This window comes from Stenotrophomonas sp. GD03819 (assembly GCF_029841665.1).
Classification (GTDB): Bacteria; Pseudomonadota; Gammaproteobacteria; order Xanthomonadales; family Xanthomonadaceae; genus Stenotrophomonas; species Stenotrophomonas geniculata.
This window is the reverse complement of record NZ_JAOCEW010000029.1, coordinates 22,492-43,974: the sequence shown is the minus strand read 5'-3', so window position 1 is coordinate 43,974 and position 21,483 is coordinate 22,492. Positions and strand designations below refer to the sequence as shown.

The window sequence follows — 21,483 nt, the reverse complement described above, 5'->3', positions numbered from 1 at the left end:
GTCTGTGGTCATGCAGGACCGGATCTCTCTCCCCGACTGGGATGCACTGGCCGACCTCGAAGACGAGGCGCTGCCACTGTTGCCGACCGCACTGCTGATCGCGCGCGATGAATACCCCGATCTGCAGCCGTCCACCTACGACGCGTTGATCCAGAGCCATGTCGACCACCTCCGCTCGGAAGTGGACAGCATCGACAACAGCCCGCTGAAGATGGCAGCGATCAACCGCCACCTGTTCGATGAGCTGGGCTACAGCGGCGACCACGACGAGTACTACGACCCGCGCAACAGCTACCTCAACCAGGTATTCGAGCGGCGCCTGGGCAACCCGATCTCACTGGCGCTGGTGCAGATGGAAGTCGCGCGCCGGCTGGGCATTCCGCTCGATGGCGTGTCCTTCCCCGGCCACTTCCTGGTGCGCCTGCCGGTGGACGACGGCGTGCTGGTGATGGACCCGTTCAACGGTGGCCGCCCGTTGGACGTGGACGAACTGCGCGAGCGGGCCAAATCACACTTGGGTGGGCAGATGCCGGACGACCAGGTGCTGGCGCAGATCCTTGACCCGGCGCCGGCGCGCGCGATCCTGATGCGCATGCTGCGTAACCTGCATGGCGTGTATGCCGAGGCCGGCGAGTGGGACCGCGCTGCACGCAGTGCCGATCGCCTGCTGAAGCTGGCCCCGGAGCAGGACGACGCGCTGCGGGATCGCGGCCTGGCCTATCTGCAGCTGGAATATCTGGCCGGTGCCCGCCACGACCTGGGGCAGTACCTGAAGCGCAATCCCGAGGCCAGCGATGCGCAGTGGCTGCGTGAGAAGCTGATCGACCTGGGCGGGCCGGTGCCGCGGCTGCATTGAGGGAGTCGGCGTGTGGACCAACGGTCCACACCCACCCCAACGGTCCGCACCCACAGAAGGGCCTGCAGGCCCTACCGGTCAATCGACTTCAACCATCTCGAAATCGGCCTTGGTCACCCCGCAATCGGGGCAGGTCCAGGTCTCGGGGATGTCCTCCCAGCGCGTCCCCGGCGCGATGCCCTCCTCCGGCAAGCCTTCCGCTTCGCTGTAAAGGAAGCCGCAGACCACGCACATCCAGGTGCGCAAGGTGGTGGGGGTGGCATCGCTCATCGGATAATCAGGGCTGGATTCACGGGCCGCCATTGTCCCATCGCGGCCCACGCACCGGTAGCCATTGATGACTTCTGCTTCCCCGGCGCCCCGCGGCGTCTACCTGATCACCCCGGACGAGCCCGATACCGCGCACCTGCTGGCCCGTACCGCGCCGCTGCTGGCCGCTGGCGCCACCTGGCTGCAGTACCGCAACAAGACCGCCAACGACGCGCTGCGGCAGGAACAGGCCACCGCCCTGCAGGCGCTGTGCGCGGAGCGCGGCGTGCCGCTGATCATCAACGACGACCCGGCGCTGGCCAAGGCCATGGGCGCGGCCGGCGTGCACCTGGGCGGCACCGACGGTGACATCCCCAGCGCGCGCGCCCTGCTCGGCCCCGACGCCATCATCGGCGCCTCCTGCTACGACCAGTTGGCCAATGCCGAGAAGGCCGTGGCTGCCGGCGCCAGCTACGTGGCCTTCGGCGCGTTCTTCCCGACCACCACCAAGATCACCACCAGCCGCGCCCATACCGACCTGCTGCGGCAAAGCGCCGCACTGGGCGTGCCGCGGGTGGCGATCGGCGGGCTGACGCCGGACAATGTCGGTCCCATCATCGACGCCGGCGCCGACCTGGTGGCCGTGGTCAGCGGCATTTACGCTGCGCAGGACCCGGTCGCGACCCAGCGCGCCTACCTCGCCCAGTTCGCGTAACACCCAGGAAAGCCCCATGAACCACGACCAGTCCCACGCCCTGTTCTCCCGCGCCCAGCAGCTGCTGCCGGGCGGCGTCAATTCGCCGGTGCGCGCGTTCAAGTCGGTCGGCGGCGAGCCGTTCTTCGTCGAACGCGCCGACGGCGCCTACCTGTACGACGTCGACGGCAACCGCTACATCGACTACGTCGGTTCCTGGGGCCCGATGATCGTCGGCCACAACCACCCGGCGGTGCGCCAGGCGGTGAAGAAGGCGATCGACAACGGGCTGTCGTTCGGTGCGCCGTGCGCGGCCGAAGTGACCATGGCCGAAACCATCACCCGGCTGGTGCCGTCGTGCGAGATGGTGCGCATGGTCAACTCCGGCACCGAGGCCACGCTGTCGGCGATCCGGCTGGCGCGTGGCGCCACCGGCCGCAACCGCATCGTCAAGTTCGAAGGCTGCTACCACGGCCACGGCGACTCGTTCCTGGTCAAGGCCGGCAGTGGCATGTTGACCCTGGGCGTGCCGACCTCGCCAGGCGTCCCGGCCGGCCTGAGCGAGCTGACCCTGACCCTGCCCTACAACGATTTCGAAGCCGCCACCGCGCTGTTCGAACAGCAGGGTGACGACATCGCCGGCCTGATCATCGAACCGGTGGTCGGCAACGCCAACTGCATCCCGCCGCGCGAGGGGTACCTGCAGCACCTGCGCGAACTGTGCACGAAGCATGGCGCGCTGCTGATCTTCGATGAAGTGATGACCGGCTTCCGCGTCGCCCTCGGCGGTGCGCAGGCGCACTACGGCATCACCCCGGACCTGACCACCTTCGGCAAGATCATCGGCGGCGGCATGCCGGTGGGCGCCTACGGCGGTCGTCGCGAGCTGATGCAGCAGATCGCCCCGGCCGGCCCGATCTACCAGGCCGGTACGCTGAGCGGCAATCCGGTGGCAATGGCCGCTGGCCTGGCGATGCTGGAGCTGATCCAGCAGCCGGGTTTCCACGCCGACCTGGCCGAGCGCACGGCACGCCTGTGCGCCGGCCTGGAAGCCGCCGCCGCCGACGCCGGCGTGGCCGTGACCACCACCCGCGTGGGCGCGATGTTCGGGCTGTTCTTCACCAACGAGAAGGTGGAGACCTATGCACAGGCCACCGCCTGTGACATTCCGGCGTTCAACCGCTTCTTCCACGCAATGCTGGACCAGGGCGTGTTCCTGGCACCGTCTGCGTACGAGGCCGGCTTCCTGTCCAGCGCGCACGACGATGCCGTGATCGAAGCAACGCTGGCCGCTGCACGCGTGGCGTTCAAGGCCGCCAAGGGCTGAGCCCTGCTCTGGTAGGTGCCAAGCTTGGTTGGCACTGCCGCATCTGGTGGGTGCCAACCTTGGTTGGCACAGAGCAGTCGAGCATGGCTCGACTCTACAAACGGCATCAACCGAAGACGAACTTGCCCTTCATCATCGCGAAGTGGCCGGGGAACGAGCAGAAGAAGGTGTAGTCACCGCCCTTCTGCAGGCCCTGGGTAGAGAAACGCACACGCGTGGTCTCACCACCGCCGATCACCTTGGTGTGCGCCAGCACGCGCTTGTCGGCCTTCGGCAGGTAGCTGTCGGCCAGGGTCATGCGCATGCCCGCCATCGCCACCGGCTGATAGTCGGCGGTGCGGGTCAGCACCCAGTTGTGGCCCATCGCGGTAGTGGCCAGCTTGCCGGTGTGGCGCAGGGTCAGGTCCACGGCGGTGCAGTCGGCGGCGACCTTGATCTCGCGGCTGCTGAAGCTCATCTGGTCGGTGCTGTCGATGCTCACCGCACACACCCGCGCCATCGCCGACGGCGCCAGCATCAGCGCGCCCACTCCCACTGCCACCCTCCAAGCCTTCATCGTTGCATCTCCTGCGGATTCAAGCGCCATTCTAGGCAGGCCCCTGTGGCCGCGTCTGCGACCGTCTGTCGCATGGCTGCTCCAGGGTTTCCCGAGTGTTCACTGCAATGGCATGCTCGGCCGATGCGTATCGATCTGTTGCTGTTGGATGTGGATGGCGTGCTGGTGCAGTACCAGCGCGCGCAACGCGTGCTGCACCTGGCCCAGGCGCTGCAGGTTCCGGCGCAGGCCGTGCAGGCCGCGCTGTATGACAGCGGACTGGAAGCGGCGCATGACAATGGCACGCTGGATGGCCCGGCCTATCTGGCGCAGCTGGGGGAGCGTCTGGGCACGACTGTCGATGTGGCTGCATGGACCGCGGCGCGGCGGGCCGCCAGCCAACCGCAGGCTGCCGTGCTGCAGCGGCTGCAGGCCCTGCAGCTGCCGATGGCGGTGCTGACCAACAACGGCGCGCTGATGCAGCAGGCCTTGCCCGCCCTGCTGCCGGAACTGTTCCCGGCCCTGCGGGAGCGCGTGTTCTGCAGCGCCGGTTTCGGCCTGCGCAAACCCGCACCGGAAGTCTTCCTGCGCACGCTTGAGGTACTCGGCGTGGCGCCTTCGCACACGCTGTTCATTGATGACCTGTTCGCCAATGTGCGCGGCGCACGCGCTGCCGGCCTGCACGCGGAAACCGTGCGCGATGGCCGGGGATTGGGCAAGGTGTTGAAGCGCTATCGGATCGCATGACGCGCTGTAGAGCCGAGCCCATGCTCGGCTCCTGTTGCCTGACATCGCGATGAGCCGAGCGTAGGCTCGGCTCTACAGATGCCTCTGCAGGCTTCAGCGCGCGGCGATGAAAGCAGCAATCGCTGCGCGCAGGCGCTTGAGGCCTTCGGCCACTTCTTCGTCGGTGATGTTCAGCGACGGCACGAAGCGCAGCACGTCCGGGCCGGCCTGCAGGGTCAGCAGGCCCTGCTCGGCGGCGTGGTCGAGGATCGCACCGGCCTGGCCGGCAAAGTCCTTGCTCAGCACCGCGCCCAGCATCAGGCCACGGCCACGCACGTCGCTGAACACGCCGAATTCTTCGTTGATGCGCGCAAAGCCATCGCGCAGCGCCTTCGACTGGCGGCTGACATTGGCGGCGATCTCCGCAGAGGCCAGCTTGCGCAGCGCAACGCGTGCGACCGCAGCGGCCAACGGGTTGCCACCGAAGGTGGTGCCGTGCGCACCGAACTGCATGGTTTCGGCCACCTTCGGGCCGGCCAGCATCGCACCGATCGGGAAGCCGCCACCCAGCGCCTTGGCCAGGGTGACCATGTCCGGCACCACGTCGTCCTGCCAGTGCGCGAACAGCGTGCCGGTGCGGCCCATGCCGGCCTGGATCTCATCCAGCACCAGCAGCGCGTTGTGCTGGTCGCACAGCTCGCGCACGCGCTTGAGGAAACCGGACTTGGCCGGCATCACGCCGCCCTCGCCCTGGATCGGCTCCAGCATCACCGCTGCCACGTCACCGGCGGCCATCGCAGTTTCCAGCTGCACCTCATCGTTGAAATCGATGTAGCGGAAGCCACCGGGCAGCGGCTCGTAGCCTTCCTGGTACTTCGGCTGGGCAGTCGCGGTCACTGCGCCCATGGTGCGACCGTGGAAGCTGCCGCGGAAGGTGATGATCACCCGCTTGTCGGCCGGGCGGCCCTGGCTGGAGGCCCACTTGCGGACCATCTTGATCGCCACTTCATTGGCTTCGGCGCCGGAATTGCACAGGAACACGCGCTCGGCGAAGCGGCTGGCCTTCACCAGCTCCTCGGCCAGGTGCAGCGGCGGCGCGCTGTAGAACACGTTGCTGGTATGCCAGAGCTTGCCGGCCTGTTCGACCAGCGCGGCCACCAGGTCCGGGTCGTTGTGGCCCAGGCCGCACACGGCGATGCCGGCGGCCAGGTCGATGAACTCACGGCCCTGGCTGTCCCACACGCGGGCGCCCTGGCCTCGCTCCAGTACCACCTGGCGGGGCTTGTAGACCGGCAGGTAATAGTGCGAAAGGGAGATCAGCGGATCGGTAGCGGCGGTCATGGCAGTCGGCAGGATTCAGGAATCCCCATTCTCGCGCCGGAACCCCTGCGGCACAATGCGCCCATGCGACCGTTTTCCGCCCCCCAGCTGAACCCCGCCACCGAGACCGGCTGGCGCCGCCGGTGGTTCGACATCATCTACCGCCACGACACCCGCCCTTCGCGCAATTTCGACCTGATCCTGGTGGTGGCAATCGTCGCCAGCATCCTGGTGGTGATGATCGACAGCGTGCAGCACCTGCACGCCGAATGGTCCACCGGCCTGTACATCCTGGAATGGGGCTTCACGATCATCTTCACCGCCGAGTACCTGCTGCGGCTGGCGGTGGTCAAGCGCCCGCTGCGGTATGCGGTGAGCATCTGGGGCATCATCGACCTGCTGTCGATCCTGCCCGCCTACCTGTCGATGTTCATCCCCGGCGCGCAGAGCCTGCTGGTGGTGCGCGCACTGCGCATCCTGCGCGTGTTCCGCATCCTCAAGCTGACCCGCTACATCGAAGAAAGCGGCGTGTTGATGACGTCGCTGTGGCGCAGCCGGCGCAAGGTGCTGGTGTTCCTGTTCACGGTGATCACCATCACCATCATCGCCGGTGCGCTGATGTACGTGATCGAGGGCCCCGAACACGGCTTCACCAATATCCCGGCCAGCATGTACTGGGCGGTGGTGACCATGGCCACGGTCGGCTTCGGTGACATCGTGCCGCAGACCGTGCTCGGCCGCTTCGTCACCTCGGTGCTGATCCTGATCGGTTACAGCATCATCGCCGTGCCCACCGGCATCTACACCGCCGAACTGGCCAGCACCATGCGCGAGGCCGAACAGGCCGCGCGCCGCGATGCGCGTGGCTGCCCGGACTGCGGGCTGGAAGGCCATGAGCCGGATGCACTGCACTGCCGCAAGTGCGGTGGCAAGCTGCCGGATGCGTTCAACCATTGAGGCACATGCCGGCCAGAGGCCGGCACTACCCTGGGCGCTTACGCAGGGATGCGTGCGCCGTTGCTCATCGCATGCGGTTGCTGGTGGTCACCAGATCGTTGTATGCGGCGAGGATCGTTGACTGCGCCCCTTCCGGGTCGGTGGTAAGCCAACTGCCCGACGCCTTCCGCTCTGCCGCCAGCGCTTCGGCGGTGATCGGCTTGTGCTGCTCCAGACGCTCGACGCCGCGTCCCGCGGTACGCACCAGCTTGTCCGCCGAACGCTGCACGTGGCCCCACATCGGGTCGTCCTTGCCGACACCGCCATTCTGGATTTCCGTCACCAGAGCCTGATAGTCAGCCAGCTGCGCGCGCAACGCTGCAACGTCCGGTGCGTCGTCCTGGAACGCGGTGGCCAGTTGCTTGCCATCGCCCAGCAGGCGAAGGTGGTAGTAGGCCAGCGAACGCCCTTCGCTTTCCTCGATCTGCTTCAGCTGCGCGGCACGGCGATCGTTCTCGTTCTTTTCCAGCGCCACATCCATCGCTTCGCTGGCCTTGAAGAAATCGGCGTAGGCCTGCATCAACGGGGCATGCTGGCTGCGCATCCCTTCACCGCCATCACGGCGATAGTCCTCGCGGGTGAAGTAGCCATCGGCACGCTCGACCAGGGTGTTCAATGCCTGGATTGCCTGCTGATAGTCACGCGCGGGGCCATCCATCGGCAGTGCCGGGGTCTTCGCCAGCGCGTCGGTCAGTGGCTGGCCGCAGTACTCGACGCGGTGCGACAGCACCTTGCCGGGCGAACGCGGCTGCGCTTCCTTGCCGGTCGGGCCGGCTTCGGGGTCCTTCATCCAGCTGGTGTAGGCCTGGAAGCCCTCGTGGATGGGCTGTTCAACGCCGTTGTAGCACTCGATGTAGGCGTTCACCTTCTCCAGGCCGGGGTCGGCCACCGGCAGCCCTGCCGATCTGTTGCAGCCGCTCAGGCCCGCCACAGCGCCGATCAGCAGCAGCGGCGCGATGCGCAGACAGGACGTCGTCATGGTCTCTCGCATGAGTACTGGCGCGCCGGTCACTGGCGGTTGCTCTGGAAAACGAGCGAGTTGTATTCCTGCATCAGCTTGCTGGCCGAACCGCGCGGCGCCATCGACGGCGAATCAAGCATGCGTCGTTCGAAATCGGTGTAAGGCTTTTTCTCACTGACGCGCTGCAGCCGCTCCTTGCCTTCGCGCCGGAAATTCTCGGCACCACGTTCGAAGCCTTCCCAGTCCGACTTGCCCGGCTCCTGGTCGGCAACCTTGGCGTGCGCTTCATCGGAAATGCGGTTGAAGGCATCCAGGCGTTCGCGGGCCTTGGCCTGATCGAAATCATCCTCGCTCATCAGATCCATGATGGCCTTGGCTTCCAGCATCATCGCCAGACGGTAGTACTCGCGCGTGCGCCCCTCAGCCTGCTCCAGCGCCTTGAGCTGCTCGCGCTGGGCGGCGTCGTTCTGGCGCTCCAGCTCGGCATTGAACCTTTCGCTTGCAGCCACGAAATCCTTGAAGGCGGCCATCAAGGGCGCGTGCAGCTGCTTGCCCTTGGCAAACTGGTCGTCTTCGTAGTCCTGGCGATCGTAGTAGTCGTGCGCGTCCTTGCTGACCGGCACCAGCGCCTTCAGCGCCTGCTGGTAATGGCCTGCAGCAGCATCGAGTTCGGCCAGCGCCGGCTTGGCAGCGATCGCCCCGGTCACCGGAGCGTCGCACTGCTTCATGTCGTAATCGCTGATCTCGAACGGTCCGTACACGTGCGTCTCGCGCCCGGTCGGGCCAGCGTCGACGTCCTTGATCCAGCGCGTGTAGGACTGGATGCTGCCGTGGGTCTTCGAATCCAGCGCGTTGAAGCAGCCGATGTAGGCGTTGAGCTTGGCGGTCAACTGCTGCTGTGTGTCGGACGGCGCCGCGCTGGCGTCCGGCGTGCCGGAGGCAGCGGCGCCGCCCGCAGCTGCGGGGGCCTTGCCACCGCAGGCGGTCAGGATCAACGACAACGAAGCGGCCAGCGCCGCGACGGAAAGAGTGCGTGACATGTGTTCACATCCCTGTTGAAAACGATTACAGCCACGTATTCTAACGCAGCAGGCCAAGGGTCGCAGCCCTCGGCCTCTTCCCGCGACGCGCGATCAATCCAGGAACAGATCCGGCAACAGCGCGCGCGACGGATCCACCGCATAGCCCGAAAGATCGGTAATACCGGCCTGCGCCAGCACTTCATCGTCGATCAGGAACCGGCCGTGGAAGCCGGCCGCTTCGCGCACCAGCACCGCGTGTGCGGCATCGGCCATGATCTGTGGCGTGCGGCAGCCAGCCGCATCCACGCCCGGAATCATGTTGATCGCATCGGTGGCGATGACGGTGCGCGGCCACAGCGCATTCACCGCCACGCCCTGCGGGCCGAATTCCGCGGCCAGGCCCAGGGTGACGAAGCTCATGCCCATCTTCGCCAGCGTGTAGCCGGTATGTGCGCCCCACCACTTCGGCTCCAGGCTCGGCGGCGGTGCCAGGGTCAGGATGTGCGGGTTCGGCGCCTGCAGCAGGTACGGCAGGCAGGCCTGCGCGCACAGGAAGCTGCCGCGCGAATTGACCTGCTGCATCAGGTCGAAACGCTTCATCGGCGTATCCAGCGTGCCGCGCAACCAGATCGCGCTGGCGTTGTTGATCAGGATGTCGATGCCACCGAAGGTGTCGACCGTGGCCGCCACCGCCGCCTGCACCTGCTCTTCCTCGCGGATGTCGCACTTCAGCGCCAGGCCCTGCCCGCCTGCAGCCGTCACCGCTTCGGCGGCGGTGTGGATGGTGCCCGGCAGCTTCGGATTCGGCACCGACGACTTGGCCGCAATGGCCACATTGGCGCCGTCGCGCGCAGCTCGCAGTGCGATGGCCAGGCCGATGCCACGCGAGGCACCGGTGATGAAAAGCGTTTTGCCCTGCAGACTGCCCACGTTCCACACTCCAGCGTATGCAATGAGCCGCTAGTATGCCGCGCCGACGCGGAGTTCACCCGCCCTTGACGATACTCGGGCCTCCAGACAACGCACGAGGTCCACGCCATGCGCCGTTCCCGCCTGTTGCTGCCTGCCCTGGGGCTTGCCCTGCTGACCGCCTGCCAGGGCCGTTCGCCGGAACCCGGAAAGGAGCCGCCCGCCGGTGACGCGCCCAGTGCGGAGAAGGCCGCCGCCGACGGCAAGATGCGCTGGAGCGAGGCGGTGGTCTGGGATGGCGACCTCAACGCCTGCCGCCAGGGCGAGAACGCGGCCACCCGGGATTGCCTTCGCGACGCGATGCGCGCCGGTGGCGCCAGTGCCGATGCCATCACTGCGGCCGAGCAGTTGTCCACCGGCGGCGAGTTGGCCTATGTGACCGCATGGCACGAGAACGAAGGACTGGGCATTGCCACGGTCGAGTATCCGTTCCGCGCCAACACCAATGAAGGTACCCGTCTGGTCGATGCCAGCGGCAAGCGCATCGATGTGGATGCCGTGCAGTTGGACGACACCCTGCGTGCCGACCCCACTGTGCAGGAACTGCTGAAGGCCAACCCGCAAGCCACGCCGTTCGCACCGGCGCAGTCGGCCGGCGCCTCGCCATTGGATAACGGCGGCATCCGGCTGCTGTACCGCACACCGCTGCGCGACTGCCACGCCTGCCCGGATGTGGGGCAGTTGCAGATCGCCTATGACTTCGACGCCAAGCGCAATTTCATTGGCCAGCAGGTGGTGCCGGCGACGCCGTAACCCGGAAACGCCGCGTGTCGCCGGGCGTGGCCCGGCGCTACCGATGCGAAACGTGCCATCCAGGCAGCGCCGGGCCACGCCCGGCGGACGCAGTGTCGCGTCACCGGTACGCCTGCACCTGCTTTTTCAACAGATGCGGCACGATCAACCGGTGCACCGGCGCAACCGGCAGCATGTACACGCGCCCGAACGCGTTGTGCGTATGCACCACGGTCGCCACTTCCAGCACGTCGCCCTGCCACTGCAGGGCCAGCTGCACACGCAAGTGGCGGTCGTTGTCCTCCAGCACGATGGCATCGTCATCCATCGACTGCAGGGTGAAGATGCCCAGCCGCTGGCCCGGTTGAGGATCTTCGACAACCTGCACCGCACGCAACGAGCCCAGATGCTTCATGCCGAGCAGGCGCATGCCGTGGTTGCGCAGCGCCATCAGCCCATCGAACCAGCCGGGAATGGTCGCCGCCATGTCGCGGTAGGCCTGCAGTGCGGTACGCCCGTCGCGCCGGGTGGTGGCCTGACAGGCGTGCACGAAGTCGGCACCAGGCAACTGCGCACGCAACACATTGCCCGCGCTCGGCGGGCCGGTCACTATCCGCGAAGCCTTCACGGCTTGGGCCCCTGCCCTTCGCTGTCTTCCCAATGCAGGATGCGGCGGGTGACGAAGCGGTAGACCGGCTTGCCGGTAGCAAACCACAGTTCACGTACCCACGAGGTGCGCTTGAGCACGCGCTTCTCCACCGGGGTGAGCGATTCACGGCAATACATGCGCTTGTGCTTGAGCAGGTGGCGCAGGTCCTCGCGCGCCAGCAGCCGCATCCAGCGCGAGCGCGGGTTGCCGATCACGGCCAGCTGGAAGTCGATCAGCGCCGGCCGTCCATCTTCAGTGACCAGCCAGTTGGCCTCCTTGGCCAGATCGTTGTGGGCCACGCCGTTGCGATGCAGCTGCTGCAGCAGCCGGCGCGCGGCGCGGAACCAGGCCAGGTCGCCGCGCGGTGGGCGCTGGTACATGGCGTCGCCGGCCATGAAGCTGCGATCCAGGTGATGGCCATTCCAGGCCAGCAGCTGCGGCACATCGGCCATGCCGTGGATGTGCTGCAGCGCGCGGGCCTCGCGGCGGGCCAGCCACCATGCAGGCAGCCGCAACCATAGCGGCGTGGCGCCCAGATCACGGCGCACGAAGGGGCCATCGGGCCCTTTCACAAGGAGGATCCGGCCGAAGCTGTCGGCCTTCAAAGCATGCGGTTGAGCGTCGGGCGTATGCGGCATGGGCCCATTCTAGGCGATGGCACTGGTTGCAAACGGTCACGAAGCGGCTGGGAACCAGTCACCTTCACGCCCCTATAATCGGGCAATGGACTCTTCATGGATCGACGCCACCCTCGCGTGGATTGCCGCTCATCCCGTGTTGGCGGGTGCGGTCATTTTTCTGATCGCCTTCTGCGATGCGGTCATCATTCTCGGCGCGATCGTGCCGGCGCTTCCGTTGCTGTTCGCGGTGGGCGTGTTCATCGGCCTGGGCCAGATCTCCGGGCCGTACGCGGTGGCGGCGGCAGCCCTGGGCGCGTTCGCCGGTGACGGCATCAGTTACTGGATCGGCCGCCGCTGGGGCGACCGGCTGCGTGGCGTGTGGCCGTTCAGCCGCTACCCGCAGCTGCTCGACCGCGGCGAGAACCTGTTCCGCCGCAACGCCTTCAAAAGCATCCTGATCGCACGCTACGTCGGCGCGATCCGCCCATTCGTGCCGGCCATCGCCGGCATGATGAAGATGCCGGCCAGCCGCTACGTACAGGCCAGCGGCATCGCCAGCATCTCCTGGGCCGTGTTGTTCCTGGCCCCGGGCTGGATCCTCGGTGAGGCGTATGACGCGGTGGCCGCCGTGGCCGGGCGACTGGTAGTGGTGGTCGGCCTGCTGGCGGTGATCCTTGGCCTGGTCTGGGCCATCGTGCTGTATGGCTACCGCTGGTCGGCCGCGCGCATGGACAACTGGCTGGCACGCCTGCTGGACTGGTCCAACCGCCACCCCACGCTGGGCCGCTATACCGTCGGCGTGCTTGATCCCAAGCGCCGTGAATCGGTGCCGCTGGCGATGTTGGCGTTGATGCTGCTGGTACTGGGCTGGGGCTGGTTCGCATTGTTGACCGTGGTGGTCGCGCACGGCGAGCCGCTGGCGATCGACCTGCTGGTGCACCAGGCCATGCTGGCGCTGCGTAATCCGCTGGCCGATTACCCGATGGCCGCGCTGGCATCGCTGGGCGCCTGGCAGGTACTGCTGCCGGCCACCGCTGCAGCGATGGGCTACCTGATCTGGCGCCGGCGCTGGATGGCGGCCGCACATTGGCTGGCCGCCCTCGCCTTCGGCCTGGCGCTGACCATGCTGCTGGGTGCCACCGTGGATGTGGTGCGCCCGGTCGACGCCAGCAGCGGCTTCGGCTTCCCTTCGGTGTCGGTGACCATGGCCACCATCACCTTCGGCTTCTTCGCAGTGCTGATCGCGCGTGAGATGCCCGGCCGCACCCGCGTCTGGCCGTACCTGGTGTCGGGCATCGTGGTCAGCCTGATCGGCTTCTCGCGCCTGTACCTGGGTGCGCATTGGCTGAGCGACGTGATCGGCGGCATGCTGTTCGGCACGTTCTGGCTGCTGGTGCTGGGCATCGCCTACCGCCGCCGCTTCAACCGCTCGTTCTGGGTGAAACCGGTGGCCTGGCTGTTCTATGGCGTCTTCGCCGTGGCGGCGATGTGGTACGCGCCACGCCACATCCCGGTGAAGCTGGAACGCTTCGAGCCGACCCTGCCGGCACCGCAGGCGATGGACATGCAGGCCTGGTGGCAGCACGACTGGGTGACGCTGCCGGCGCGCCGCAATGAGTTCGACGACGACCAGCGCTGGCCGCTGGACGTGCAGGTGGCCGGGCCGCTGGCACCGCTGCAGGCGCAGCTGGAAGCACGCGGCTGGAAGCGGCAGGAACAGGCGGGCTGGCAACAGGCGCTGCTGATGCTGGACAAGAACACCGGCGCCGACGAACTACCGGTGCTGCCGGCCACGCTGGACACCCGCGTGGAAGCACTGCTGATGGTGCGCCAGGGCGCGCAGCCGGATGAGCGCTATGTGCTGCGCCTGTGGCCGGCACCCGCGCAGCTGCAGCCGGGCAACACGCCGCTGTGGCTGGGCAGCGCGCAGACCCTGCGCTACGAGCGCCACTTCGAATGGATCGGCATGTGGCACCCGCTGCGTGGCGTCGACCCGGCATTGAATGCCGTGAAGGACGCCGTGCAGGACCTGCCGCAGCGCGAGGATGTGCACAGCGAAACCGGGTTGCCGGTGCTGCGGTTGAAGACCACACCGTGATGGAGCCGCCGGGCATGGCGCGGCGCTACCGGAACACGGACGGGTAGCGCCGGGCCATGCCCGGCGGAGGTAGATCCACGCCATGCGTGGATGGCTTCTACGGCATCCAGCCCAGCAACTGCTGCAGTCGCTGGTGCGGGTCGTCCATCTGCAGCAGCTGCAACCGCTGCTGCTCGCTCAGCGGCAGCAGCTCGGCCAGCCGCCAGCCGACCCAGCTGGCCTGGTCCAGCAACGCCGGATTGGCCGGCGCATAGGCCTCGCCGGCCTGTTCGATGATGTGCCCCAGCACCGTGGCCAGCAGCGCATGCTGCGGCCGCAGTTCGTCGTCGGGGTCTTCCTCGCACCAGCGCACATCGGCCACCACCAGCCCGTTGTCGCGCACACGGGTGCGCTCGACATGGAAGCGGCGGGTGCCGCGCAGACGCAACTGCAGCACGCCGTCGGCGCCGACATCGAAGTCTTCGATGCGTACCTGCACGCCATACGCGGCCGGCGTTGCCGGGGCTCCCACTTCCTGGCCGTCGAGGATCAGGCAGACACCAAAGCCCTCACCACTGCGGCCGCTGTCGCGCACCAGATCCAGGTAGCGCCGCTCGAACACGCGCAGGCCCACCGCCGCACCTGGCACCAGCGTGGTGTGCAGCGGAAACAGCGGCAGCGAACCGTCGACGCTCATCGGGCCTGCAGCGCGGCAAGGAAGCGGCGCGGTGCGCCGTCGAAGCCACCGTTGGACATGAACACCACGTGGTCACCCCTGCGCGCGCTGGCCTGCAATTGCGCCAGCAGCGCGTCGGTATCGGGCACCGCGTGCGCTTCGCCACGCACTGCGGCGATCACCGCAGCAGCATCCCAGGCCAGTTCCGGGCGATGCAGGAACACCACTTCATCGGCCAGCGCCAGCGAGGGTGCCAGCGCCTGCGCGTGTGCGCCCAGCCGCATCGAATTGCTGCGCGGCTCCATCGCGACCACGATGCGCGCATCGCCCACCTTGGCGCGCAGCCCTTCCAGCGTGGTGGCGATTGCGGTCGGGTGGTGGGCGAAATCGTCGTAGACGGTGATGCCCTCGTGGCTGCCGATCACTTCCATGCGGCGCTTGACGCTGCGGAAGCGCGCCAGCGCCGGGATCACCTCGGCCGGCGCAACACCCACCGCATGTGCGGCTGCCAGCGCCGCCAGGCCGTTGAGCACGTTGTGGCGGCCCAGCAACGACCACTGCACATCACCCAGTGCCTGCCCGCGGTGGTGCACGCGGAACGCGCTGCCATCGGCAGCGAGCAGTTCCGCATGCCACTCCAGCGATGGATCGAAGCCGAAGCGCTCGACCGGGGTCCAGCAGCCCATCGCCAGCACTTCGGCCAGATGCTGATCCTCGCCATTGACGATCAGTCGGCCACGCGCCGGCACCGTGCGCACCAAGTGGTGGAACTGGCGCTGGATCGCGGCCACGTCCGGGAAGATGTCGGCGTGATCGTATTCAAGGTTGTTGAGGATGGCCACCAGTGGCCGGTAGTGCACGAACTTGCTGCGCTTGTCGAAGAAGGCGGTGTCGTACTCGTCGGCCTCGACCACGAACTCGCGGCCCTGGCCCAGGCGGGCGGAGACGCCGAAATCCTCGGCGACGCCGCCGATCAGGAAACCGGGAGAACGACCGGCGCTTTCCAGCAGCCAGGTGAGGATGGTGGTGGTGGTGGTCTTGCCATGGGTACCGGCCACGGCCAGCGTGTCGCGGCCCGGCAGCACCTGTTCGGACAGCCACTGGGCACCGGAAATGTAGCGCTGGCCGGCGTCGAGCACGGCCTCAACGGCGGCATTGCCGCGCGAGAGTGCGTTGCCGATCACCACCTCGTCGGTGCCCTGTGGCACGCTGTCGGCGCGGTAGCCCTGGTCCAGGGTGATACCCAGCTGCTCGAGCTGGGTCGACATCGGCGGATAGATGGCCTGGTCGCTGCCACTGACCGTATGGCCCAGTTCCCGCGCCAGGGCGGCCACGCCGCCCATGAAGGTGCCGGCGATTGCAAGGATATGTACGCTGCTCATGACCGAGGATTGTGACCGATGACGGCTGTATAGGGCCAATGTCCGATCCGGGGTAAGACAAGTCCTACACAGGATGTGAGAAAACTCCAATCTTCTGTCAGGGAAATCCCGATAGCGATGTTCTGTGAACCCGGACACAATTCGAACTGCCAGCCGCAGTACCCGAACCGGTCCTACTCCCCAAGAGGCCATCCCCAAGGGAGCTCATGCTGCGGGGCCCTGAGCAAGCCCTCTGCTGGCGCCTATCAAACGACACAGGCCTGGTCCTCGCGGACCAGGCCTGTGTTTTTTGCGCCCGAAGGGCCGGCAGTGCACCGGCCCTGCAGGATCAACCCTTGATCGCCGCCAGGATGCGGGCTTCGATCTCGTCCAGCTCGCCGACACCATCGACGCGAGCCAGGGTGCCACGGCCGGCGTAGAAGTCCACCACCGGGGCAGTCTGGTCGTTGTAGACCTGCAGGCGCTGGCGCACCGCTTCCGGCGTGTCATCGGCGCGGCCCTGCTCCTTGGCGCGACCGGCGATGCGGTCGACCAGCAGCTCGGTGGCCACGTCCAGCTGCACCACGGCATCCAGCGGCTGGCCGATCTTGGCCAGCAGGCCGTCCATCGCATTGGCCTGGGCCACATTGCGCGGGTAGCCATCGAGGATGAAGCCCTTGGCGACATCGGCCTGGGTCAGGCGCGACTCCAGCATGCCCAGCAGGATGTCGTCCGACACCAGGTTGCCGGCATCCATCACCGTCTTGGCCTGCTTGCCCAGCTCCGTGCCGGCGGCGATTTCCGCGCGCAGCATGTCACCGGTCGAAATGTGGGCGATCCCCAGCTTTTCCTTCAGGCGCGTCGCCTGTGTCCCCTTGCCCGAACCGGGCGGTCCCAACAGAACCAATCGCATTGACCTGACTCCAACGTGTTGAAAACAAAGAAGGTTCGCGTCCCGGACGGACCGGTATCGCTGCACCGCAATAGCGCCACTTTACCGCATCCGGGTAATGTCCCTGCAATGTCCCCTCCCCCGAGCAGGTAGAAGCATGCGCAACGGTACTCTCCTCTACGCCCAGTCCGGCGGTGTCACCGCGGTCATCAATGCCACGGCGGCAGCGGTGATCGAGCAGGCCCGGGCCAAGGGCATCAAGGTCCTTGCCGCCCGCAACGGCATCCTCGGCGCGCTGCGCGAGGAGCTGATCGACACCAGCAAGGAGAGCGCCGCCGCGATCCGCGCCCTGGCCCATACCCCGGGTGGCGCCTTCGGCTCGTGCCGGGTGAAGCTGAAATCGCTGGACGCCGACCGCGCCCGCTACGACCGCCTGCTGGAGGTGCTGCGCGCGCACGACGTGCGCTGGTTCCTCTACAACGGCGGCAACGACTCGGCCGATACCGCGCTGAAAGTCTCGCAGCTGGCCAAGGCCTCCGGCTACGACCTGACCTGCATCGGCGTGCCCAAGACCATCGACAACGACCTGGCAGTGACCGACACCTGCCCCGGCTTCGGCTCGGCGGCCAAGTACACCGCTGTCTCGGTGCGCGAAGCGGCGCTGGACGTGGCGGCGATGGCCGAGACCTCCACCCGCGTTTTCATCTACGAGGCCATGGGCCGCCACGCGGGCTGGCTGGCTGCGGCCGCCGGCCTTGCCGGCAACGGCGATGACGAAGCGCCGCACATCATCCTGCTGCCCGAACGCGCCTATGACGAGGCGGCGTTCCTGGCCAAGGTCAAGGCCGTGGTCAACCGCGTCGGCTACTGCGTGGTGGTGGCGTCGGAAGGCATCGCCACCGCCGATGGCCGCTTCGTCGCCGATGCCGGTGGCGGCAAGGACTCGTTCGGGCACTCGCAGCTGGGCGGCGTGGCCGCGCACCTGGCTGGCCGGGTCAAGGACCAGCTGGGCCTGAAGGTGCATTGGGCGCTGCCCGATTACCTGCAGCGCTCGGCCCGCCACCTGGCCAGTAGGACCGACTGGGAGCAGGCGCAGGCGGTCGGCAAGGCCGCGGTGCAGCTGGCGCTGAAGGGCCAGAACGGGGTGATGCCGGTGATCGTGCGCAGCAGCGACGCACCGTACCGCTGGAAGATCGAAGCGGCGCCGCTGTCGAAGATCGCCAACCATGAAAAGAAGATGCCCGCCGGCTTCATCCGCCGCGACGGCTTCGGTATCACCGCCAAGGCGCGCGCCTACCTGTCACCGCTGATCAAGGGCGAAGCCCCGCTGCCCTACGGCGCCGACGGCCTGCCGAAGTACGTCACGCTGAAGAACGTGGCGGTGAAGCAGAAGCTGCCGCCGTTCGAGGGCTGACCCGAAAAAGGGGGCGGAGGAACACCATGGCACTGCGTGTTGTTCGATTGGGTACACCGCGTGCGCCCGGCGAGGGACTGCGTATCGGCACCGTCAGGCGCCCACCGCGCGGCGTGCCGCGCAGCGAGTTCGCCCGGCAGGACTGGTACGACGTCTGGTTTCCGCCCCTGTCACCTAGCGCGGAGCTGGTGAAGCGGGCGCATGAAGCGAAGACCGCCGCCGACTGGACTGCCTTCTTCCGCGATTACAAGGCGGAGATGAAGGCGCCGGATGCGGCCCACGCGCTGGACCTGCTGGCCGCGATGTCACGGCACAGCGACATCAGCGTAGGGTGCTACTGCGAGGACGAAGCGCATTGCCATCGCAAGGCATTGCGCGAGTTGCTGGTAGCGCGGGGGGCGAAGCCGGCCGGAGAATGATGGCGCGCCGCAGTAGATCCACGCCATGCGTAGACGCGGCAGCGGTGCCGACCAACGGTCGGCACCCACCTGTATCAATTACAGGCCTTGCCTTCCATCTGCAGCTGCGCGGCGAACATGGTCACCTGCGGAATCTGGCCGGCCGCGGCCTGCTTCTTGGCCTCTTCCAGATAGATGCGCGACTGGCCTTGACCGTCCAGCTCGACCTTGTTGCTCGACGGCAGTCGCCACACGCGCACCACCGCCTGCTGTGCCGGGCATGCTGCGCTGGGCACGCGGATCACATCATTGAGCTTCCAGCCCTTGTCGGCACTTGGCTGTGCCTTGGTGTAGTCGACGAAGCGCGCGCGCGGCTGGCACTGCTCGCTGGTCCGCACCGGCGCAAAGCGATACGGCTCGGCCGCCTGGCCGGTGAAGGCACCTTCCAGGCGCGCGCAGGCCTCGGGGATCTGCCGCAGGGTGTGCACTGCGCCCACTGCCTGGGGAGCGCCCACGGCGCGCTGCAGCTCCGGGGTTTCCGCGGCGAGTGCCGGTACGGCCGGGACCAGGGCGGCAAGCATCAACAGGGACAGGCGCATGGGGAATCTCCTACGGGACTGTGCGCAGGCTTGCAGAGGCTGGCTTAACGGGGTGCAAAGGCCTGCGGTTCTCGAATCACGCCCATGGACTGGCGGCATGCGCCGCAGCTCGCAGCAGCCCGTCGAGCATGGCCTCTGGAAGCCAGTCGAGCACGGCTCGACTCTACAGTGCGCCGAACGCATACTGCGGGTACCAGGGAATGCTGAACACCGCCATACGTCGGACGACCACCAAGGTCGGTACGGGTTGGTTCCAGGCTGCAGCCCGTCGTCCCCCTCGTGGTGCCGTTCATCGCCACTGGATGCCTACATCCATTCTGCGGAGGGGTCTAATGCTGGAACGTCACGGGCTTTCATTGGCGCTGGGCTGCGCCATTCTCGCGATCCTGTTCGGAATCGTCTCGGCGCGCTGGATCCTGCGCCAACCCACCGGCAATGAACGCATGATCGCGATCGCCACCGCGATCCAGGAAGGCGCGCGTGCCTACCTCAACCGCCAGTACCTGACCATCGGCGTGGCCGGCGTGGTGCTGTTCGTGCTGGTCGGTGTGTTCCTCAGCTGGTACACCGCGATCGGCTTCGCGGTCGGCGCGGTGCTGTCCGGCGCGGCCGGCTACATCGGCATGAACGTGTCGGTACGCGCCAACGTGCGCACCGCCGAGGCCGCACGCCATGGCATCAGTGCGGCGATGGACGTCGCCTTCCGCGGCGGTGCGATCACCGGCATGCTGGTGGTCGGCCTGGGCCTGCTGGGTGTGGCCGGCTATTACGCACTGCTGCTGCGGATGGGCCTGCCGATGGAACAGGCGCTGCACGCGCTGGTCGGTCTGGCGTTCGGTTCGTCGCTGATCTCGATCTTCGCGCGTCTGGGCGGCGGCATCTTCACCAAGGGCGCCGACGTCGGCGCCGATCTGGTCGGCAAGGTGGAAGCCGGCATTCCCGAGGATGACCCGCGCAACCCGGCGGTGATCGCCGACAACGTCGGTGACAACGTCGGCGACTGTGCCGGCATGGCCGCCGATCTGTTCGAGACCTATGCGGTCACCGTGATCGCCACCATGCTACTGGGCAGCCTGATGCTGGCCGAGGCAGGCGCCAATGCCGTGCTGTATCCGCTGGTGCTGGGCGGTGTGTCGATCATCGCCTCGATCATCGGTGCGCTGTTCGTCAAGGTGAAGCCTGGCGGCTCGATCATGGGCGCGCTGTACAAGGGCGTGATCGTCTCCGGCGTGCTGGCCGCGATCGCGTTCTACCCGATCACCACCGGGCTGATGGCCGACAATGTGCATGGTCCCATCGCGCTGTATGGATGCGCGCTGATCGGCCTGGTCCTGACCGGTCTGATCGTGTGGATCACCGAGTACTACACCGGCACCCAGTACAAGCCGGTGCAGCACGTGGCGCAGGCGTCGACCACCGGCCACGGCACCAACATCATCGCCGGCCTCGGCATCTCGATGAAGTCCACCGCGCTGCCGGTCGTGGCGGTGTGTGCGGCGATCTGGGGCGCGTTCGCGCTGGGCGGCCTGTACGGCATCGCCATCGCCGCCACCGCGATGCTGTCGATGGCCGGCATGATCGTCGCCCTCGATGCCTACGGGCCGATCACCGACAACGCTGGCGGCATCGCCGAGATGGCCGAGCTGCCCTCGGAGATCCGCGACATCACCGATCCGCTGGATGCGGTGGGCAACACCACCAAGGCGGTGACCAAGGGCTATGCGATCGGCTCGGCGGCGCTGGCCGCACTGGTGCTGTTCGCCGACTACACGCACAACCTGCAGGCCGCGCATCCCGGCCAGGAGTTCCGCTTCGATCTCAGCGACCACACGGTGATCATCGGCCTGCTGATCGGTGGCCTGATCCCCTACCTGTTCGGTGCGATGGCGATGGAAGCGGTCGGCCGTGCGGCAGGTGCGGTGGTGGAGGAGGTACGCCGCCAGTTCCGCGAGATCCCCGGCATCATGCAGGGCACCGGCAAGCCGCAGTACGACAAAGCGGTGGACATGCTGACCCGCTCGGCGATCCGCGAAATGATCGTGCCCTCGCTGCTGCCGGTGGCGGTGCCGGTGGTGGTCGGCCTGCTGCTCGGGCCGCGCGCACTGGGCGGCCTGTTGATCGGCACGATCGTGACCGGCCTGTTCGTGGCCATCTCGATGACCACCGGCGGCGGCGCCTGGGACAATGCCAAGAAGTACATCGAGGACGGCCACTTCGGTGGCAAGGGCAGCGAAGCGCACAAGGCCGCGGTGACCGGTGATACCGTCGGTGACCCGTACAAGGACACCGCCGGCCCGGCAATCAACCCGCTGATCAAGATCATCAACATCGTCGCGCTGCTGCTGGTACCGCTGTTGTAGATCCACGCCATGCGTGGATGGCGGCGCCGAATGGGGTCAGCGCCCTTTCC

At 67.2% G+C, this 21,483-nt stretch carries 22 protein-coding genes; 10 read left to right on the top strand and 12 right to left on the bottom strand.

Annotated features, from left to right (window positions below):
- Positions 1 to 10: 10 nt before the first annotated feature.
- On the top strand, positions 11 to 856 hold the full coding sequence (locus N5D45_RS16790; protein WP_010484022.1) for a SirB1 family protein: 846 nt from the start codon (positions 11 to 13) through the stop codon (positions 854 to 856).
- 78 nt (positions 857 to 934) lie between these two features.
- Here N5D45_RS16790 and N5D45_RS16785 read toward each other — a convergent pair whose 3' ends face one another.
- Complete coding sequence (locus tag N5D45_RS16785; protein WP_014038358.1) at positions 935 to 1,159, bottom strand: rubredoxin; 225 nt, start codon at positions 1,157 to 1,159, stop codon at positions 935 to 937.
- A gap of 34 nt (positions 1,160 to 1,193) precedes the next feature.
- Between N5D45_RS16785 and thiE the strand changes: the two genes are divergently transcribed.
- Together thiE and hemL are read left to right on the top strand one after the other, a co-directional pair.
- Complete coding sequence (gene thiE, locus N5D45_RS16780) at positions 1,194 to 1,820, top strand: thiamine phosphate synthase (RefSeq protein ID WP_228354753.1); 627 nt, start codon at positions 1,194 to 1,196, stop codon at positions 1,818 to 1,820.
- A gap of 16 nt (positions 1,821 to 1,836) precedes the next feature.
- Positions 1,837 to 3,126, top strand: a complete 1,290-nt coding sequence (gene hemL / locus N5D45_RS16775; RefSeq protein WP_191849955.1) for a glutamate-1-semialdehyde 2,1-aminomutase — start codon at positions 1,837 to 1,839, stop codon at positions 3,124 to 3,126.
- Positions 3,127 to 3,232: 106 nt separating this feature from the next.
- Here hemL and azu read toward each other — a convergent pair whose 3' ends face one another.
- Positions 3,233 to 3,682: an azurin gene (gene azu / locus N5D45_RS16770; protein WP_019338772.1), complete on the bottom strand. Its 450-nt coding sequence runs from the start codon at positions 3,680 to 3,682 to the stop codon at positions 3,233 to 3,235.
- A gap of 123 nt (positions 3,683 to 3,805) precedes the next feature.
- Between azu and N5D45_RS16765 the strand changes: the two genes are divergently transcribed.
- Entirely contained in the window at positions 3,806 to 4,408 is a 603-nt protein-coding gene (locus tag N5D45_RS16765; protein WP_228354754.1) for an HAD-IA family hydrolase, read from the top strand.
- A 93-nt stretch (positions 4,409 to 4,501) separates the two neighbouring features.
- Here the strand turns inward: N5D45_RS16765 and N5D45_RS16760 are convergent, their stop codons facing one another.
- Complete coding sequence (locus tag N5D45_RS16760; RefSeq protein ID WP_010484016.1) at positions 4,502 to 5,728, bottom strand: acetylornithine transaminase; 1,227 nt, start codon at positions 5,726 to 5,728, stop codon at positions 4,502 to 4,504.
- A 63-nt stretch (positions 5,729 to 5,791) separates the two neighbouring features.
- On the opposite strand from N5D45_RS16760, the gene N5D45_RS16755 reads away from it, so the two are divergent.
- Positions 5,792 to 6,664 (top strand): ion transporter, encoded by an 873-nt coding sequence (locus N5D45_RS16755; protein ID WP_054172451.1) that lies wholly within the window; start codon positions 5,792 to 5,794, stop codon positions 6,662 to 6,664.
- A gap of 64 nt (positions 6,665 to 6,728) precedes the next feature.
- Here the strand turns inward: N5D45_RS16755 and N5D45_RS16750 are convergent, their stop codons facing one another.
- The 3 genes from N5D45_RS16750 to N5D45_RS16740 form a co-directional block, all read right to left on the bottom strand.
- Positions 6,729 to 7,694: a YiiG family protein gene (locus N5D45_RS16750; RefSeq protein WP_228354755.1), complete on the bottom strand. Its 966-nt coding sequence runs from the start codon at positions 7,692 to 7,694 to the stop codon at positions 6,729 to 6,731.
- Positions 7,695 to 7,711: 17 nt separating this feature from the next.
- On the bottom strand, positions 7,712 to 8,704 hold the full coding sequence (locus tag N5D45_RS16745; protein WP_010484013.1) for a YiiG family protein: 993 nt from the start codon (positions 8,702 to 8,704) through the stop codon (positions 7,712 to 7,714).
- A 93-nt stretch (positions 8,705 to 8,797) separates the two neighbouring features.
- Complete coding sequence (locus N5D45_RS16740) at positions 8,798 to 9,616, bottom strand: NAD(P)-dependent oxidoreductase (RefSeq protein WP_049412060.1); 819 nt, start codon at positions 9,614 to 9,616, stop codon at positions 8,798 to 8,800.
- Between the two features lie 108 nt (positions 9,617 to 9,724).
- Here N5D45_RS16740 and N5D45_RS16735 point away from each other — a divergent pair, with 108 nt between their 5' ends.
- Entirely contained in the window at positions 9,725 to 10,408 is a 684-nt protein-coding gene (locus tag N5D45_RS16735; RefSeq protein ID WP_049412063.1) for a hypothetical protein, read from the top strand.
- A 100-nt stretch (positions 10,409 to 10,508) separates the two neighbouring features.
- On the opposite strand, the gene N5D45_RS16730 is transcribed toward N5D45_RS16735, so the two are convergent.
- Together N5D45_RS16730 and N5D45_RS16725 are read right to left on the bottom strand one after the other, a co-directional pair.
- Positions 10,509 to 11,015 carry a DUF2867 domain-containing protein gene (locus N5D45_RS16730; RefSeq protein ID WP_197654570.1) on the bottom strand — a complete coding sequence of 169 codons (507 nt, stop codon included), beginning with the start codon at positions 11,013 to 11,015 and terminating at the stop codon, positions 10,509 to 10,511.
- Complete coding sequence (locus tag N5D45_RS16725) at positions 11,012 to 11,674, bottom strand: serine/threonine-protein kinase (protein WP_279939312.1); 663 nt, start codon at positions 11,672 to 11,674, stop codon at positions 11,012 to 11,014. Before N5D45_RS16725 ends, N5D45_RS16730 begins: the two co-directional genes overlap by 4 nt.
- A gap of 85 nt (positions 11,675 to 11,759) precedes the next feature.
- Here N5D45_RS16725 and N5D45_RS16720 point away from each other — a divergent pair, with 85 nt between their 5' ends.
- Positions 11,760 to 13,754 (top strand): bifunctional DedA family/phosphatase PAP2 family protein, encoded by a 1,995-nt coding sequence (locus N5D45_RS16720; RefSeq protein WP_197657294.1) that lies wholly within the window; start codon positions 11,760 to 11,762, stop codon positions 13,752 to 13,754.
- Positions 13,755 to 13,851: 97 nt separating this feature from the next.
- On the opposite strand, the gene N5D45_RS16715 is transcribed toward N5D45_RS16720, so the two are convergent.
- The 3 genes from N5D45_RS16715 to N5D45_RS16705 form a co-directional block, all read right to left on the bottom strand.
- A complete protein-coding gene (locus tag N5D45_RS16715) occupies positions 13,852 to 14,430 on the bottom strand; it encodes an LON peptidase substrate-binding domain-containing protein (protein WP_019338782.1) in 579 nt (192 codons plus the stop codon).
- On the bottom strand, positions 14,427 to 15,791 hold the full coding sequence (mpl, locus tag N5D45_RS16710; protein ID WP_057502934.1) for a UDP-N-acetylmuramate:L-alanyl-gamma-D-glutamyl-meso-diaminopimelate ligase: 1,365 nt from the start codon (positions 15,789 to 15,791) through the stop codon (positions 14,427 to 14,429). The genes N5D45_RS16715 and mpl overlap by 4 nt, the downstream gene beginning before the upstream one ends.
- Before the next feature lie 328 nt (positions 15,792 to 16,119).
- Positions 16,120 to 16,683: an adenylate kinase gene (locus tag N5D45_RS16705; protein WP_010484004.1), complete on the bottom strand. Its 564-nt coding sequence runs from the start codon at positions 16,681 to 16,683 to the stop codon at positions 16,120 to 16,122.
- A 136-nt stretch (positions 16,684 to 16,819) separates the two neighbouring features.
- Here N5D45_RS16705 and N5D45_RS16700 point away from each other — a divergent pair, with 136 nt between their 5' ends.
- Entirely contained in the window at positions 16,820 to 18,076 is a 1,257-nt protein-coding gene (locus N5D45_RS16700; protein ID WP_279939310.1) for a 6-phosphofructokinase, read from the top strand.
- Between the two features lie 26 nt (positions 18,077 to 18,102).
- A complete protein-coding gene (locus N5D45_RS16695) occupies positions 18,103 to 18,495 on the top strand; it encodes a DUF488 family protein (RefSeq protein WP_057502936.1) in 393 nt (130 codons plus the stop codon).
- A gap of 74 nt (positions 18,496 to 18,569) precedes the next feature.
- Here the strand turns inward: N5D45_RS16695 and N5D45_RS16690 are convergent, their stop codons facing one another.
- Entirely contained in the window at positions 18,570 to 19,073 is a 504-nt protein-coding gene (locus tag N5D45_RS16690; RefSeq protein ID WP_057502937.1) for a hypothetical protein, read from the bottom strand.
- 332 nt (positions 19,074 to 19,405) lie between these two features.
- Between N5D45_RS16690 and N5D45_RS16685 the strand changes: the two genes are divergently transcribed.
- Positions 19,406 to 21,433, top strand: coding sequence for a sodium-translocating pyrophosphatase (locus tag N5D45_RS16685; protein WP_109814439.1), 2,028 nt, complete (start codon positions 19,406 to 19,408; stop codon positions 21,431 to 21,433).
- Positions 21,434 to 21,483 lie beyond the last annotated feature (50 nt).

What these genes read in the sequence shown, in the direction of transcription:
- N5D45_RS16690 (WP_057502937.1), bottom strand. Translation starts at nt 19,073, where the DNA reads ATGCGCCTGTCCCTGTTGATGCTTGCCGCCCTGGTCCCGGCCGTACCG.
- N5D45_RS16760 (WP_010484016.1), bottom strand. Translation starts at nt 5,728, where the DNA reads ATGACCGCCGCTACCGATCCGCTGATCTCCCTTTCGCACTATTACCTG.
- N5D45_RS16685 (WP_109814439.1), top strand. Translation starts at nt 19,406, where the DNA reads ATGCTGGAACGTCACGGGCTTTCATTGGCGCTGGGCTGCGCCATTCTC.
- thiE (WP_228354753.1), top strand. Translation starts at nt 1,194, where the DNA reads ATGACTTCTGCTTCCCCGGCGCCCCGCGGCGTCTACCTGATCACCCCG.
- N5D45_RS16695 (WP_057502936.1), top strand. Translation starts at nt 18,103, where the DNA reads ATGGCACTGCGTGTTGTTCGATTGGGTACACCGCGTGCGCCCGGCGAG.
- N5D45_RS16785 (WP_014038358.1), bottom strand. Translation starts at nt 1,159, where the DNA reads ATGGCGGCCCGTGAATCCAGCCCTGATTATCCGATGAGCGATGCCACC.
- N5D45_RS16765 (WP_228354754.1), top strand. Translation starts at nt 3,806, where the DNA reads ATGCGTATCGATCTGTTGCTGTTGGATGTGGATGGCGTGCTGGTGCAG.
- N5D45_RS16750 (WP_228354755.1), bottom strand. Translation starts at nt 7,694, where the DNA reads ATGCGAGAGACCATGACGACGTCCTGTCTGCGCATCGCGCCGCTGCTG.
- N5D45_RS16720 (WP_197657294.1), top strand. Translation starts at nt 11,760, where the DNA reads ATGGACTCTTCATGGATCGACGCCACCCTCGCGTGGATTGCCGCTCAT.
- N5D45_RS16700 (WP_279939310.1), top strand. Translation starts at nt 16,820, where the DNA reads ATGCGCAACGGTACTCTCCTCTACGCCCAGTCCGGCGGTGTCACCGCG.
- N5D45_RS16755 (WP_054172451.1), top strand. Translation starts at nt 5,792, where the DNA reads ATGCGACCGTTTTCCGCCCCCCAGCTGAACCCCGCCACCGAGACCGGC.
- azu (WP_019338772.1), bottom strand. Translation starts at nt 3,682, where the DNA reads ATGAAGGCTTGGAGGGTGGCAGTGGGAGTGGGCGCGCTGATGCTGGCG.
- N5D45_RS16715 (WP_019338782.1), bottom strand. Translation starts at nt 14,430, where the DNA reads ATGAGCGTCGACGGTTCGCTGCCGCTGTTTCCGCTGCACACCACGCTG.
- mpl (WP_057502934.1), bottom strand. Translation starts at nt 15,791, where the DNA reads ATGAGCAGCGTACATATCCTTGCAATCGCCGGCACCTTCATGGGCGGC.
- hemL (WP_191849955.1), top strand. Translation starts at nt 1,837, where the DNA reads ATGAACCACGACCAGTCCCACGCCCTGTTCTCCCGCGCCCAGCAGCTG.
- N5D45_RS16745 (WP_010484013.1), bottom strand. Translation starts at nt 8,704, where the DNA reads ATGTCACGCACTCTTTCCGTCGCGGCGCTGGCCGCTTCGTTGTCGTTG.
- N5D45_RS16735 (WP_049412063.1), top strand. Translation starts at nt 9,725, where the DNA reads ATGCGCCGTTCCCGCCTGTTGCTGCCTGCCCTGGGGCTTGCCCTGCTG.
- N5D45_RS16725 (WP_279939312.1), bottom strand. Translation starts at nt 11,674, where the DNA reads ATGCCGCATACGCCCGACGCTCAACCGCATGCTTTGAAGGCCGACAGC.
- N5D45_RS16705 (WP_010484004.1), bottom strand. Translation starts at nt 16,683, where the DNA reads ATGCGATTGGTTCTGTTGGGACCGCCCGGTTCGGGCAAGGGGACACAG.
- N5D45_RS16790 (WP_010484022.1), top strand. Translation starts at nt 11, where the DNA reads ATGCAGGACCGGATCTCTCTCCCCGACTGGGATGCACTGGCCGACCTC.